10 protein-coding genes are annotated in these 12,950 nt (G+C 76.2%); 4 read left to right on the forward strand and 6 right to left on the reverse strand.

Features of this window, described 5'->3' with window-relative positions; all coding sequences use genetic code 11:
- Positions 1-36 precede the first annotated feature (36 nt).
- Together LG943_RS05925 and LG943_RS05930 are read right to left on the reverse strand one after the other, a co-directional pair.
- Complete coding sequence (locus LG943_RS05925) at positions 37-1,218, reverse strand: NAD(P)/FAD-dependent oxidoreductase (RefSeq protein WP_270071161.1); 1,182 nt, start codon at positions 1,216-1,218, stop codon at positions 37-39.
- Positions 1,219-1,342: 124 nt separating this feature from the next.
- The gene (locus LG943_RS05930) at positions 1,343-2,080 is read right to left on the reverse strand and encodes a TetR/AcrR family transcriptional regulator (protein ID WP_270071162.1); all 738 of its coding nucleotides are present in this window, start codon (positions 2,078-2,080) and stop codon (positions 1,343-1,345) included.
- Positions 2,081-2,183: 103 nt separating this feature from the next.
- Here LG943_RS05930 and LG943_RS05935 point away from each other — a divergent pair, with 103 nt between their 5' ends.
- On the forward strand, positions 2,184-2,312 hold the full coding sequence (locus LG943_RS05935) for a hypothetical protein (protein WP_270071163.1): 129 nt from the start codon (positions 2,184-2,186) through the stop codon (positions 2,310-2,312).
- A gap of 110 nt (positions 2,313-2,422) precedes the next feature.
- Positions 2,423-2,890, forward strand: a complete 468-nt coding sequence (locus LG943_RS05940; protein WP_270071164.1) for a DUF6640 family protein — start codon at positions 2,423-2,425, stop codon at positions 2,888-2,890.
- On the opposite strand, the gene LG943_RS05945 is transcribed toward LG943_RS05940, so the two are convergent.
- The 4 genes from LG943_RS05945 to LG943_RS05960 all read right to left on the reverse strand — a co-directional run bounded on the left by LG943_RS05945 (position 2,877) and on the right by LG943_RS05960 (position 10,633).
- Positions 2,877-3,674, reverse strand: coding sequence for an aminotransferase class IV family protein (locus tag LG943_RS05945; protein ID WP_270071165.1), 798 nt, complete (start codon positions 3,672-3,674; stop codon positions 2,877-2,879). The two genes, LG943_RS05940 and LG943_RS05945, sit on opposite strands and share 14 nt — an antisense overlap.
- 285 nt (positions 3,675-3,959) lie before the next feature.
- Positions 3,960-9,410 (reverse strand): ATP-binding protein, encoded by a 5,451-nt coding sequence (locus LG943_RS05950; protein ID WP_270071166.1) that lies wholly within the window; start codon positions 9,408-9,410, stop codon positions 3,960-3,962.
- Between the two features lie 546 nt (positions 9,411-9,956).
- Complete coding sequence (locus tag LG943_RS05955) at positions 9,957-10,283, reverse strand: DMT family transporter (protein ID WP_270071167.1); 327 nt, start codon at positions 10,281-10,283, stop codon at positions 9,957-9,959.
- The gene (locus LG943_RS05960) at positions 10,280-10,633 is read right to left on the reverse strand and encodes a DMT family transporter (RefSeq protein ID WP_270071168.1); all 354 of its coding nucleotides are present in this window, start codon (positions 10,631-10,633) and stop codon (positions 10,280-10,282) included. The genes LG943_RS05955 and LG943_RS05960 overlap by 4 nt, the downstream gene beginning before the upstream one ends.
- 251 nt (positions 10,634-10,884) lie before the next feature.
- Between LG943_RS05960 and LG943_RS05965 the strand changes: the two genes are divergently transcribed.
- Together LG943_RS05965 and LG943_RS05970 are read left to right on the forward strand one after the other, a co-directional pair.
- Entirely contained in the window at positions 10,885-12,126 is a 1,242-nt protein-coding gene (locus LG943_RS05965) for a sensor histidine kinase (RefSeq protein ID WP_270071169.1), read from the forward strand.
- A 101-nt stretch (positions 12,127-12,227) separates the two neighbouring features.
- Positions 12,228-12,899, forward strand: a complete 672-nt coding sequence (locus LG943_RS05970; protein ID WP_270071232.1) for a response regulator — start codon at positions 12,228-12,230, stop codon at positions 12,897-12,899.
- Positions 12,900-12,950: the final 51 nt, after the last annotated feature.

Below are 12,950 nucleotides of genomic sequence, written 5' to 3' on the forward strand. Positions count from 1 at the left end.
GTGTGACGGCGTTGCCGGACTCGTGCGGCCCACCGCTCAGCGGGCCGGCGCGGTGCGGTCGCGGGCCTGGAGCCGTTCGCGGCGGCTGCCGTCGGCGACCCAGGTCAGCGAGCCGGGCTTGCGCGCCTCGTGCGCCAGGTGCTTGAGGGTGGAGCGGCAGACGACCTCCTTGACCCGGGCGCCGAGGCGGCCGGAGATGTAGCGGCCGGTGGCGGTGTCGTCCCGGTCGGCGAACTGGAAGATCCCCGCGCCCCGCCCCAGGCTGATGCACTGGCCGAAGAACCCCAGGTTGACGGGTTCGGGCGGCTGCCCCGCGATGCGGCGCAGCACCGTGTCGGCGGCGTGGGCGCCCAGCCGGGTGGCCGACTGGCAGCTCATCCGGAACGGCAGGTCCGAGGGCGCGGCCGCGTCCCCGGCCGCGACGATGCGGGGGTCGTCCACGCTGGTCAGGGTCTCGTCGGTGAGCAGCCGGCCCAGGGTGTCGGTGCGCAGCCCGCTCCGCGCGGCCAGGTCGGGCACGCCGAACCCGGCGGTCCACACGGTGACCCGGCTGGGCAGCTCGCGGCCGTCGGCCAGCCGCACGGTGTCGGCGGTGACGGCCGCCACCGCCGCGCCGGGGCCCTCCAGCACGCGCACGCCGAGCCGGTCCAGGCGCCGGGCGACCGAGCGGCGCCCCTTGGGGTGCAGGTAGGGACCGAGGACCCCGCCGCAGGCGAGGACGACGCGGCGGCCCTGCTCGGCCAGTTCGGCGGCGGTCTCGATGCCGGTCGGGCCGGCTCCCACGACCGTGACCTCGGCCGCGGCGGGCGCGGCGGCCAGGGCGTCCTTGAGCCGCCGCGCGTCCTCCAGGGTGGCGACGGGGTGGGCGAACTCGGTCGCCCCGGGCACGTCGGCCCGCCCGCCGCCGCTGCCCGCCGCGTAGACGAGGTGGTCGTAGCCCAGGGTGCCGCCGCCGGCCAGCGCCACGGTGCGCTCACCGGCGCCGATGCGCACGGCGGAGTCCACGACCAGCCGCACGCGCGGGGCCAGGACGTCGCGGTAGTCGGCGACCGCGCCGTGGGTGCCGCCCGCCAACTGGTGCAGGCGGATGCGCTCCACGAAGACCGGGCGCGGGTTGACCAGGGTCACGGCCACGTCGCCGCGCCGGGTGAGCCGGTTGGCCGCCAGGACGCCGGCGTAGCCGCCGCCGATCACGACGACCTCGGTGCTGTCTGCCATGGTGCCTCCTCCACTGCGGGGTTCCGCCCACAAGACACCGGCCCGGCGCCGCCTGTGACACCGCGTGGCACACGTCACCCCCGGGGGGCGGGCGCCCGGCGGGGCGGCCCCGGACCCGGTGCGCTCACCCTCCGGGGCGGCCGGCCGCCGGGTCCGGGGCGTCCGCGCCCAGGCGGGCGGCGATGTCGCGCAGGCACTCCTCGAAGACGGGCTCCATGTCGGTGTAGGCGAAGTCGAGTTGGTGGAGGACTTCCATGCACAGCAGCCCGTAGAGCCGGGTCCAGCAGGTCAGGAAGACGTGGGCCGCCTCGGGCGGCAGCCGGCCGCCAATGGACGCGGAGTAGGCGGCGAGCTGGTCGCGCAGGGAGGCGTCCAGCGCGGCGGGGTCGGGCACGGGGAACGGCCGGGTGCGCCACAGTTCGGCCACGGGGTCGAGCAGGATCTCCTCGAAGCGCCGGCCGGCCAGGCGCCGCTCCGCGTCGTCGCGCCGGGCGGCGGGGGCGACGGGACTGGCGAAGATCCAGCCGAACTCCGCGCGGTGGGCGACGGCCCAGGCGCGCATGGCGCGGCAGGCGGCGGCCAGGCGCTCGACGGGGGGCGCGCCGGGGCGGGCGTCGCGGGCGCGCTCCATCTCGGCGGCCAGCTCGCCGAAGAAGCCGGCGGTCACCGCCCCCACCAGCTCGTCGTGGCCGGCGTGGTAGTGGTACAGCGCCGGGCCGCTCATGCCGACCTCCCGGGCCACCGCGTTGACGGTGACGGCGGCCGGCCCCTGCTCCACGAGCAGGCGGCGCGCCGCCGCGTGGATCTCCGCCAGGGCGGCCTCGCGCATCCTGCGCCGCCGGTCGGTGGTGCGTGCGGGCATGGGCGTCCCTCTCCCCGTTCCTCGGTGCCGTTGACATCCTAGGGGACCTATGTTTATTTAATGGTCCTAAGAGAACTTACGACCTCTAGACAAGTGAGGGACGATGGAACCGAACTGGTGGATGCTGCCCGTCGCGCTGTGGACGGCGACCGCGGTGTGGTGGGGGCTCTCCCGCCTCGCCCACGACCGGCGCAACCGGGTGCCCGCGGCCGACCGGCGGCCGGCGGCCTGAGCGCGGGCGCCGGGCGGCGGGGCCGGGCGGTGTCCGTCCCGCCCCGCCGCCCGGCCCGCCGTCCCACCCCCGACCCCCGGCGGCCCGCCGCCGGTGCGAAAGGCCACGCCATGACCCTCGCCCGCGTCCTCGTCATCGCCGTCGCGGCGGTCACCACCGCCGGGGCGGTGCTCGCCGACCTCGTCGTCCCCGAACTCGCGGCCCAGCACGCGTTCAACCCCCGCTGGCCGCCGCACGCCAAGTTCCACGACGCCCAGTACATGGTGATGACCGTGCTCCTGGGCCTGTTCGGCCTGGTCCTGGCGCTGCGCCGGGAACCGGGCGGGCGGGACCGGCTGCTGGGCGCCGCGGCCGTCCTGGCGGTGCCCTGGGCCGCCATGCTCGCCGCCCCGCTCTTCCCGGGGACCGCCACCTACGACCCGGAGTTCGCCGACCGCACGGTGTTCGTCCTGGGGCTGCACGGCCAGATCTTCTTGGCCCTGGTCCTGCTCACGGCCCTGCTCGCCGCGGTGGCGCTGGCCCTCGGCGCGCTCCCGTGCCACCGGGGCCGGTCCGCGCCGGACCTCAGGGCGCGGTGAGGGGTTCGGCCGCGTAGGCGCGGTGCAGCAGGTCCACGAAGTCCGGGGCCTCGGGGAGGGCGGCGGGGCCGATGCGGTGGACCGGCACGCCGGGCGTCCAGGAGTTCATGACCACGGCTCCGGCCAGGTCCGGCACGTCGGCGGGGGTGACCTCCTTGTCGACCTGGGGTACCCCCAGGCGGTCCAGTTGGCGGCGGAGGATGTTCATCGTCGTGCCGGGCAGCACCTCGGCCACCGGCCACACCACCGACGCGCCGTCCCAGAAGGCGAGGTTCCAGATCGTCGCCTCGCTGAGCCGCCCTTGGCGGTCCACGAACGCGGCGTCGTCGAAGCCCTCGGCCACGGCCCGGCGCAGGTGGTGGGTCTTGGCGGCCTCGCCGACCTGCTTGACGCGGGGCAGCCACCGCTCGTGCGCCGCGACGGCCAGCGCCAGGGGCCCGGCGGGGCCGGAGGAGGGCGGGCCGGTGCGCACCAGCAGCTCGGGCTCGGCGTCGGCGGCGGTGAACTCGCCCGCCGGTGAGTACACCGTCGCCGTCAGCGAGGCGTCGGCCGGCCCCTCGGCCAGCGCCGCCCGCAGGGCCGCGCGCACTCGCTCGTCGGGCAGCGCCCGGCCGAACAGCTCCACCGAGGCGCCGCGCAGCCGGTCCAGGTGCAGGTCCAGGCCGCGCACCCGGCCGCCGCGCACCTGGGCGGCGGTGAAGTGGGCGTAGCCGGCGAAGGCCAGCGGGGCGAGGTCGGCGGCGGTCGCGGGGCGCTCGCCGCGGTGCACAGCGAAGAAGGTCATGGCGTGCTCCTGTGTGAGCGGTGTGAGCGGACGACCGGCACCCCGCCGGGGGCGGTCGCGGCCGACCCCGGCCGGACGTGCGCGGACGTCCCTTTCCGCTGGTGAGGCTATGCCTTCACACTGATGTGAAGGTCAACCCCGCGCCGCCGCCGGCCCGTCCCCGCCGAACCCGCGCCTTCCCCGGCCCCTCTCCCGCCGCCCCCGCCCGGACCCGGCGCGCGCCGCGCACGCGCGCGGCCCCCCGACCCGGACGGGTCAGGGGGGCCGCGCGGCGGGTGTCGCGGGTCAGCCCAGCTTGGCCTCGATCGCCTCGATGATGCGCGGGCGCATCTCGGCGGCGCTGATGACCGCGTCCACCGAGCCGACCTCCACGGCGCGCCGGATGTTGTGCACCCCGTCGAACTCGGCCGCGACCTCGCCCAGCTTCTCGGCGCGCACCGCCGAGCGCAGCTCCTCCAGCTCCGCCGCCAGCGCCGCCTTGTCGGTGCCGGTCGCCGCCGCCACGCGGCCCTCCAGCTCGCGCACGCGCGGGTCGGCGGCGGTGCGGGCGTTGACGTCGGCGGAGAACACCACCGCCGCGGCGGGGGCGCCGCCCAGCACCGAGGCGAAGGAGCCCTCCAGCGCCAGCACGGTCATGTCGGGGTTCAGCGCCTTGGAGAACACCACGAAAGCGCCGCCGTGGTAGCGCGAGATCACGCAGAACACGATGGGGCCGCGGAAGTTCACGATCGCCCGGCCGATCTCGGCGCCGTACTCCAGTTGGAGCTTGCGCATCGACTCCGGCGAGCCGTCGAAGCCCGACAGGTTGGCCAGCACCACCAGCGGCCGGTTGCCGCTGGCCGCGTTGATCGCGCGGGCGACCTTCTTGGACGAGCGCGGGAACAGCGTGCCGGCGGTGTAGGTGTCGGGGCCGTCGGTGGGCGGGAAGCCGCGCCGGGGCACCGACCGCGACTCGATGCCCACCAGGCACACCGGGATCCCGCCCAGGTGGACGTCTTGCACCGCCGCGGTCTCGGCGTCGGCCATGCCCGCCCAGCGCTCCAGCACCGGGTGGTCCTGGTCGGACAGCGCGCGCATGACCGTGCGGATGTCGAAGGGCTTCTTGCGGTCGGGGTTGGTCTCGGCCGAGAAGATCTCGCCGACCGTGGTGAAGTCGCTGCCCTCCAGCGTGTGCGGGAAGTCGGAGACGTCGCGGTCGAGGGGGTCGGTGGTGGCGGCCCGGCGCGGCCCGGACTCCCCGGGCACCACGTAGGTGTGGTCGTAGTGCGCCATCAGCACGTCGCGCGCGGCCGGCAGGGTGGGCGCCCAGTACTGGGCCTGGCCGTTGGGGCCCATCACCCGGTCGTAGCCGCCGATGCCGAAGTTGTCCTCGGCCGACACCCCGCCGGAGAAGTCCAGCGACTGCTTGCCGGTGAGCACCATCGCCGAGTCGGGGGTCATGACCAGGACGCCCTTGGTGTGCATGAGCATCGTGGCCTCGGCGTTCCAGTACGGCTGGGCGCCGACGTTGATGCCCGCGACCACGATGTTGATCTCGCCGCCGTCCTGGGTGAACTCCACGATGCGCTTGAGCGCGGCGGCCACCCAGTCCATGTTCTCGGTGCCCGACTCCATGGAGATGCGGGCGCCGGCCGACAGCGCGTACCACTCCAGCGGCACGCCCATGCTCTCGGCCAGGTCCAGCGCGGCGATCACCCGGCGGCACTCGGGCTCCGACAGCGCGCCCAGCGCCTTGGTGGGGTCGCCCAGCAGCACCACGCGGGTGACGCCCTCGGGGTGGCGGCGGGTCGGCGTGGTGACCACCCCCGCCACCATGGCGGCGGTGTTGCCGCCCTTGGGGCGGTCCACCGGCACCAGGCGGTGGTCGCCGTCGAGGTCGTACTCGGTGAAGTCGCCGAGCAGGCCGGTCAGCTCGTAGGGGTAGACGGTGTTGCGGCCGGCGGCGCGCAGCACCTTCTGCCGGTAGCCGTCGATCGGCTCCACCGGCGCGGTGTCGGGCTCGCCGATGGTCAGCTCGGTGCCGCCGTTGGCGTGGAAGGTGGCGCGCACCGCGACCTTGGCCAGCTCGCCGGTGCGGCGGTCGCGCTGGCGGGCGATGAACAGGATCTCCTCCAGGCCGGCGCCGGCCGTGGTGGGCAGCACCCGCCGCGCGATCCGGTTCAGCTCGGCCCGGGTGATGTCGATCGGCGGCCAGACGTAGACCACGATCCGGTTGGTGGGCAGGCGCTTCTTGGAGGGGCGCCGCGCCTGGGCGCGCCGGATGGAGTCCAGGCAGGCGGCGACGGTGTCCTCGGCGGTGGGCAGCGCCACCAGCCGGCCGTCCTGCTCGCGCAGCTCGGTGAGGTCGCGGACCTGCGCGAACGCCACCAGGCGGTCGTCGGAGGGGTTCTCCCGGGCCACCGCCTGGAAGAGGTAGACCTCCTCGTCGGAGGACGGCAGCCGGGTGAGGTCGAACTTGCTCAGCCGCTCGATCTGCATGCGCTGCGCGATGTAGGGGTGCAGCCCGCGGATCAGCCGCTCCTCGGTCATGCCGGTGGTGGAGGGGCGGAAGGTGAAGTGGTGGTGCATCACCGCGCCGGCGCGGCCGGCGACGGTGGCGGTGACCCGGCGGACCTGCTCGGGCAGCGGGTGGGCGCTGATGGCCTCGTGCAGGGCGGCGGCCATGGCGTCGGAGTCCTCGGGCTGGTTCTCCCAGGCGAGGTAGATGTCGGCGTCCACGGCGTCCTCGCCGCCGGCGACCTCGGCCAGCCCGCGCAGGGCGCTGCCCAGCGCCTCGAAGGACGCCGCCGAGGAGGCCAGGCAGGAGCCGCCGCGCCGGGCGACGACGAACGTGCAGCCGGCGGCCTGGCGGGTGTGGACGTCGGTGAGGCCCTTGTTGCCGTAGTAGCGGCGGGTCAGGACCTCCAGCATCACCGGGTCGTGCAGGCCGTGGCGGACCAGCCGCTGGCCCAGCAGCCGCACCAGCGGCTCGGTGCTGCGCACCATGGCGGCGACCCGCTCGGCGCGGTCGGGCGCCTCGGGGTTGGTGTCGAGGTAGCGCAGGTGGCGGCGCACGTCGGCGTAGACGCGGGCGCGGTTGCGGCGCAGCAGCGGCTGGGCGAACCAGGAGAACACCAGGCCGCGCGCGAGGTCGGCGACCACCGGGAAGCGGACCTGGGTGGCGGCCACCAGCCGCTCCAGGGCCAGGCCGACGGGCTCGCGCAGCGCCTCCTCGGGCGGGGGGTCGCCCAGCCAGGCGCGCAGCAGCGCCGTGACGACGGCGGCGTCGGCGGAGGCGCGCTGCTGGGCGAGGAAGATCCGGAACACCGCCGACTCCAGGTCGGGGCCGCGCTCCAGGTCGGTGACGCCGTAGTGGCCCAGCGCCTTGGCGAGCTTGGCCTGGAAGCCCTGGGGCAGCCCGGCCCGCTCCACGTCGAGGCTCTGGAGGTAGGTGTGGAAGTACTCGCGGGCGCTGTGCACGTGGACGTCGCCGTCGTCCTCGCCGGCCGGGCGGTTGCGGCTCAGTTCGGCGAGGTCGGCGAAGACCCCGACCAGGTCGAGTTCGGCGGCCAGCGGGCGGTGTCCCTCGGCGGCGGCGGCGCGGCGCACGGCCAGGTAGCCGTCGACCACCCGGCGGTCGTCGTGGGGGTCGACGTCGAAGCCCAGCAGCAGGGCGCGCAGGTCCTCGCGGCCGCGCGCCAGGCGCTCGGCCACCGGGACGGTGTCGGGTTCGGCGGGCAGGTCGAGTTCGACGGCGGGGCCGTCGGCGGTGTCCTCGGTGTCGGTGAGGGGCTCCAGGCGCAGCAGCGGCGCGCCGGTCTCGACCTGGCTGCCCACGGAGACGGAGTACTCCTTGAGCCGGGCCTTGACCGGTGCCCGCAGCACCGTCTCCATCTTCATGCTCTCCAGCACCAGCACCGGTGCGCCGGCCTCGACCTCGGCGCCGGCCTCCAGCGGGGCGGCGACGACCAGCGCGGGCGCGGGGGCGCGCAGCACGCCGCCCTCGTCGCGGCTGACGCGGTGGACCACCCCGTCGACCTCGATGCGGTGGATGGGGCCGTGGGTGCCGGTGACCAGGCGGTAGCGGGCGCCGTTGACGGTGATGCGGCCGGTGTGCCGGTCGAAGCGCTCCAGTTCGACGTCGGCCGTGCGGACGTCGGCGCCCGCCTCGACGCCGACGCGGAAGCGGTGCGCGCCCACGCGGGCCACGCGCACGCGGTGGCCCACCCCGTGCAGCTTGAGGTCCAGCGGCCGGCCGCTCTTGTGCTGCACCTGCGGGCGCCCGCCGAAGGCGGTGGACAGCAGCCGCTGCCGCTCGACGCGCTCCTCCTCCTCGTAGGCCTCGATGGCGGCGGCGGCCAGCGCGACGGCGGAGTGGCGGTGGGTGACCAGGCGGCCCTCGCCGCGCACGCGGTCGATCCAGCCGGTGTCGGCGCTGGCGTCGATCACCTCGGGCTGGTCGAGCAGGTCCAGCACGAAGTTCTTGTTGGTGGCGCCGCCCTCGATGATCACCGTGGTCTGGGCCATGGCGCGGCGCAGCCGGCCCAGCGCCTCGTCGCGGTCGCGGCCGTAGGCGATGATCTTGGCGATCATGGAGTCGAACTCGGTGGGGATGGTGTCGCCCTCGCTGACACCGGTGTCCACGCGGATGCCCGGCCCCACGGGGAGGTCCAGGCGGGCGATGCGCCCGGGCGAGGGCGCGAAGTCGCGGTCGGGGTCCTCGGCGTTGAGGCGGGCCTCGACGGCGTGGCCGCGCTCGGCGGGCGGGGCGCCCTCCAGCCGGCCGCCGGAGGCCACGTGCAACTGCGCCTTGACCAGGTCGAAGCCGGTGGTGGACTCGGTGATGGGGTGCTCGACCTGGAGGCGGGTGTTGACCTCCAGGAACGCGAACATCTTCTCGCCGGGGTGGTAGAGGAACTCCACGGTGGCGGCGCCGCGGTAGCCCACCGCGACGGCCAGCCGCTCGGCCGAGGTCTTGAGGTCGGCCGCCTGCTCGGGGGTGAGGACCGGCGAGGCCGACTCCTCGATGATCTTCTGGTTGCGCCGCTGCACCGAGCAGTCGCGCACGCCCAGCGCCCACGCGGTGCCCTGGCCGTCGGCGATGACCTGGACCTCGACGTGGCGGGCGCCGGTGACCAGGCGCTCCAGGAACATGACGCCGCTGCCGAAGGCGCGGGCGGCCTCCTGGCTGGTGCGCTCGAAGGCGTCGACGAGTTCGGCCTCGCCGGTGATGACGCGGATGCCGCGCCCGCCGCCGCCGGCGGTGGCCTTGAGCATCAGCGGGTAGCCGACCTCGGCGGCCGCGGCGAGGGCGGCGTCGAGGGTCTCCACGGCGCCGCGGCTCCACGGCGCGACGGGCACGCCGACCTCCTCGGCCAGCAGCTTGGCGCCGATCTTGTCGCCCAGGCGGCGCATGGCATCGGCGCTGGGGCCGACGAAGGTCACCCCGACGCGCTCACACAGCTCGGCGAAGGCGGGGTCCTCGGCGACGAAGCCCCAGCCCACCCACGCGGCGTCGGCCCCGGTCTCGACCAGGGCGCGCTCCAGCACGGCGAGGTCGAGGTAGGGGCGCGCCGAGGCGGGGCCGAGGTCGTAGGCGATGTCGGCCTCGCGCACGAAGGTGGCGGTGCGGTCGACGTCGGTGTGCAGGGCCACGGTCTCGATCGGCCGGCCCGCCTCCGCGGACAGTTCGCGGACAGCGTTGATGAGCCGCATCGCGGCCTCACCACGGTTGACGATGGCGATACGACGGAACACCCGACCGAGCCCCCTCCTTAGAACCCCGCGCCCGGCCGGTCGACTCCCGACCTGGCGATCCGCTTCAGCGGCGGGCGGTTAACCGGGCCGAGTGTAGCGAACGGCGACCGGTGGAGATGCCGGGCTCGGGTGCGGCGGGGGCGCGCGGGCGTGGGCGCCGCCCGGCCCGGCCGTCACTCTTCGTGACGGCGGGCCGGGAGCGGAGGCGGCCGCAGGGACGGGTCGGCCGGGGGCGCGGGAGCGCGGGCACGCGGGGCGCACCTACGGGGAGTGACGGCCGGCCGCGCCGGTCGGGCCGCCTTGACCGCGCTTGGATCGCCGCGCGGCACCGGCGGCGGCCGGGCGGCCACCCGCGCGCGACGGCGGTTGGCCCGGCCCGCGAGCGGGCGGGAACGCCGGCTGGAGCGGCGGGCGCGCCGCCGGGTCGGGAGGTGGCGGCCGGGCGTCGTCGAAGACCGGCCGCCGGGTGTCGTCGGGCGGGCAGCCGCGTCGGGGGCGCTGCCGGGCCGGAGACCGGCCGCCGGATGTCGCCGCACGCCCCGGGTGTCAGTGGCTCGCGCCCAGTTCGATGCAGAGCACGCCGGCGGCGATGAGGACGATGCCCAGCAGCATCACCTTGGTCAGCGGCTCCTTGAACAGCACCCGGGAGGCCAGCGCGGTCAACGCCACGCCCACCGCCGCCCAGATGCCGTAGGCCACGCCCAGGGCCAGTCCCCCGCTCAGCGCCAGGGTGAGGAATCCGAAGGCGGCGACGTAGCCCGTGCCGACCCCGGCCCACCACGCCTTGGCCGCGCCCGGCTGCGCGGCCATCCGCAGCGAGAGGGTGGCCGCGACCTCGGTGAGGATCGCGCCCGCCAGGTAGAGCCAGGTCATGAGGCGGCCCCGTCGCGCTGCCGCCGCGCGGCGGCCTGGGCGCCGAGCTCGACGCACAGCACCCCGCCGATGACCAGGGCGATGCCCACGCCCATCACCACCGTCAGCGGGTCGCCGAAGAGCGCCGTGGCCAGGACGGCGGTCAGCGCCACCCCGCTGGCGCCCCAGATGCCGTAGGCGACGCCGATCCCCATGCCGGCGCGCAGCACCAGCCCCAGGGCGGCGAACGAGCCGATATAGCCGAGAGCGACCCAGGCGTAGAGAGCCGGGTGGTCCAGGGCGCCGCGCAGGGCGAGCGTGGCGCTGACCTCCAGTCCGATCGCCGCCGCCAGCAGCAGCCATTGCCTCATGGGCGTCCTGCCCTCCCCTTCCCGAACGCGGTGGCGGCCGCCGTCCGCGCCGGGCCGGGCCGATGCGCGCGGCACCCGAAGGGACGGCGCCGCCGAGCCTACGCGGGCCCGCGCGCACCACTCCCACCGCACCCACTGCCCGCGCCGCGCGCCCTATCGAGGCCGGTCAAGCGGGCCGACGGCGTATCTACGCACCGGGCGGCGGCGGCCGCGCGCGGCGCGGTCATCGGCGGCGCGGCTAGAATCGCGGAATGTTCGGCAGGGTCCGGATCTGGTCTCGGCAGCACGTGACACTCGTCGACGCCGCCTTGGTGGCACCGGTCCTGCTGGTGTGCGTGGTGGGCGTCCTCTCCGCCGCCGACACCGGCGACCCCCTACCCGTGTCGGCGGATCTGGGCTTTACGCTGGCGCTGCTGCTGCCCCTGGTGCTGCGGCGGCGCTTCCCGGTGGGCGTGTTCGCGGCCGTGGCCGCCGTGGCGGCGGCCCAGCTCGCGCTGGGCCTGGACCTCCTCCTGGCCGACGCCGCCGTCCTCGCCGCCATGTACACCGTGGCGGCGCACTGCCGGCTGGGCCGCGCGCTGGCCGCGCTGGCGGTGGTGGAACTGGGTGTGGTCGTGGTGATCGCGCGGTCCCCCCACACCACGTGGCGCGACGAGAGCGACTGGAGCGCCCTCGCCTTCTACACCTTCCTGGTGCTGCTGTGCTGGGTCACCGGCCGCTACGCCAGCGTCCGGCGCGGCTACCTCGCCGGGCTGGAGGAGCGCGCCGAGTCCCTGGAGCGCGAGCGCGACGCCCGCGCCCAGGCCGCCGTCGCCCGGGAGCGGGCGCGCATCGCCCGCGAGCTGCACGACGTGGTGGCCCACAACGTCAGCGTGATGGTGGTGCAGGCGGACGGCGCCGCCTACGCCGTGGCCGACGACCCCGACCTGGCCCGGGGCGCCATGGAGACCGTCGCCGAGACCGGGCGGTCGGCGCTGGCCGAGCTGCGCGGGATACTCGGGCTGCTGCGCGAGGACGACCACGACGGGGACTACACGCCCCGGCCCGGCGTGGAGCGTCTGGATCACCTGGTCGAGCAGGTTCGCCGCGCGGGGCTCCCCGTGGAGTTCACCGTGGAGGGTCAGACGCGCGAGGTGCCCGCCGGGGTGGGGCTCGCGGTCTACCGGGTGGTGCAGGAGGCGCTGACCAACACCCTCAAGCACGCCGGTCCGGCGGTGGGCGGCGCCCGGGTGCGGCTGCGCTACGGCGCCGACACCGTGGAGGTGCGCGTCACCGACGACGGGCGCGGCGCCGCGTCGGCGCGGGCCGGCGACGGCGACGGCGGCGGGGACGGGTCGGGCCACGGCCTGATCGGCATGCGCGAGCGAGTGGCCGCCTGCGGCGGCTCGGTCCGGGCGGGGCCGTGCGCGGGCGGCGGGTACGAGGTGGTGGCGGCGCTGCCGCTGCGGCCCGGGGAGCCGGTGGATCCGGGGGAACCGGTCCGGGGAAGCTGAGGAGGAGCACACCCGTGGAGACACCCCAGGACGGCGCGGCCGGGCCCCCGGCCGGGGCCGAAGCCCAAGCCCAGGCGGACCCCGAGCCCCGGGCCGAGCCCGTGCGCGTGGTCCTGGTCGACGACCAGGAGCTGGTCCGTGCGGGCTTCCGCATGGTCCTCAACGCCCAGCCCGACATCCGGGTGGTCGGCGAGGCCGGCGACGGCGCCGCCGCGCTGGAGGTGCTGCGGCGGGTGCGGGCCGACGTCGCGCTCGTGGACGTGCGCATGCCCCGCCTGGACGGGGTGGAGCTGACCCGCCGGGTCCGGGCCGCCGGCGGCGGCCCGCGCGTGCTCATCCTGACCACCTTCGACCTGGACGAGTACGCCTTCGCGGCGCTGGAGGCCGGGGCGAGCGGGTTCCTGCTCAAGGACGCCCGCCCCACCGACCTGCTGTCGGCCATCCGCGCGGTCCACTCCGGCGACGCGGTGGTGGCGCCCAGCACCACGCGGCGGCTGCTCAACCGCTTCGCCGGGCGGCTGACCGCCGAGGACACCGGCCGGCCCGCCGCGCCGCCCCCGGCCCTCGACGCGCTGACCCCCCGCGAGCGCGAGGTGCTGGCCGTGGTCGCCGAAGGGCTGTCCAACGGCGAGATCGCGGCGCGGCTGTGCGTCTCCGAGGCCACCGTCAAGACCCACGTGCGGCGGATCCTGCTCAAGCTCGGGCTGCGCGACCGGATCCAGGCGGTGGTGCTGGCCTACCGGACCGGCCTGGTGGAGGTGCCCCGGACCTGAGCCGCCCGCCGCCGCGCGGGTGCGCGCGGCGGCGGGCGGCGGCGGGCGGCG

This window comes from Streptomonospora mangrovi (genome assembly GCF_027604915.1).
Lineage (GTDB): Bacteria > Actinomycetota > Actinomycetes > Streptosporangiales > Streptosporangiaceae > Streptomonospora > Streptomonospora mangrovi.

What these genes read in the sequence shown, in the direction of transcription:
- LG943_RS05935 (WP_270071163.1), top strand. Translation starts at nt 2,184, where the DNA reads ATGGAACCGAACTGGTGGATGCTGCCCGTCGCGCTGTGGACGGCGACC.
- LG943_RS05960 (WP_270071168.1), bottom strand. Translation starts at nt 10,633, where the DNA reads ATGAGGCAATGGCTGCTGCTGGCGGCGGCGATCGGACTGGAGGTCAGC.
- LG943_RS05930 (WP_270071162.1), bottom strand. Translation starts at nt 2,080, where the DNA reads ATGCCCGCACGCACCACCGACCGGCGGCGCAGGATGCGCGAGGCCGCC.
- LG943_RS05945 (WP_270071165.1), bottom strand. Translation starts at nt 3,674, where the DNA reads ATGACCTTCTTCGCTGTGCACCGCGGCGAGCGCCCCGCGACCGCCGCC.
- LG943_RS05965 (WP_270071169.1), top strand. Translation starts at nt 10,885, where the DNA reads ATGTTCGGCAGGGTCCGGATCTGGTCTCGGCAGCACGTGACACTCGTC.
- LG943_RS05940 (WP_270071164.1), top strand. Translation starts at nt 2,423, where the DNA reads ATGACCCTCGCCCGCGTCCTCGTCATCGCCGTCGCGGCGGTCACCACC.
- LG943_RS05955 (WP_270071167.1), bottom strand. Translation starts at nt 10,283, where the DNA reads ATGACCTGGCTCTACCTGGCGGGCGCGATCCTCACCGAGGTCGCGGCC.
- LG943_RS05925 (WP_270071161.1), bottom strand. Translation starts at nt 1,218, where the DNA reads ATGGCAGACAGCACCGAGGTCGTCGTGATCGGCGGCGGCTACGCCGGC.